Source organism: Streptomyces cahuitamycinicus, assembly GCF_002891435.1.
Classification (GTDB): domain Bacteria; phylum Actinomycetota; class Actinomycetes; order Streptomycetales; family Streptomycetaceae; genus Streptomyces; species Streptomyces cahuitamycinicus.
Map to the genome: position 1 here is coordinate 1 of NZ_POUC01000900.1, position 859 is coordinate 859.

General features: G+C 68.9%; 2 protein-coding genes. Both read left to right on the plus strand.

Annotated features, from left to right (window positions below):
• A partial coding sequence (locus C1J00_RS48520) for a transposase (RefSeq protein ID WP_219728418.1) occupies nt 1-259 on the plus strand: 259 nt, incomplete at its 5' end.
• Nucleotides 256-859, plus strand: a 604-nt coding sequence (locus C1J00_RS43770) for an IS3 family transposase (RefSeq protein WP_107501891.1), incomplete at its 3' end; no start/stop codon positions are given. The genes C1J00_RS48520 and C1J00_RS43770, both read left to right, overlap by 4 nt.

Below are 859 nucleotides of genomic sequence, written 5' to 3' on the forward strand. Positions count from 1 at the left end.
GTTGTACCGGTCGAGGCCGGGAGCGACGATCAAGGCGATCGCCACCGATCTGGGGGTGAACCCGGAGACGCTGCGGAACTGGATCCGGGCCGCAGGCGCGGGCCATGGCCGCGGCCGGACTGAAGGGGCACCAGCGGTGCCGGGGTCGTCGGTGGAGGCCGATCTCGCGGCCGCGCGAAAGAGGATCCGCGATTTGGAGGAAGAACGTGACATTCTCCGCAAGGCGGCCCGGTATTTCGCCACGGAGACGGGCTGGTGAACCGCTGCCAGTTCGTTGATGATCATCAGCGCCGGTTCGGCGTCAAGCGGTTGTGCTCGTTGCTGGGGATCGCGCGCTCGAGTTTCTACTACTGGCGCCGCACCGCGGCCGCGAGGGCGGCCCGGCGGAGTGCTGAGGCGGGGCTCGCGGCCCGGATACGCAGGGTTCACCTGGACTCCGACGGGACCTACGGCGCCCCCAGGATCACCGCCGAGCTCCGCGACGAGGGCGATCGAATCAACCACAAGCGCGTCGCGAAGATCATGCGGACCCTCGGGATCGAGGGGGTCCGTCTGCGCCGCCGGCACAGGACCACGGCCGCGGACCCGGCAGCGGCGAAAGCACCGGACCTCATCGGCCGTGACTTCACCGCGACCGTGGTGAACACCAAGTACGTCGGTGACATCACCTACCTGCCCGTCGGCGGTGGGAAGTTCTGCTATCTCGCGACCGTCATCGACCTGTGCTCGCGACGTCTGGCTGGATGGGCTATCGCCGATCACATGCGAACCGAGCTCGTCATCGACGCCCTGGCCGCCGCCGGGCGGACCCGCGGGAGCCTGGCCGGGGCAGTGATGCACACCGACCACGGCTCGCAAT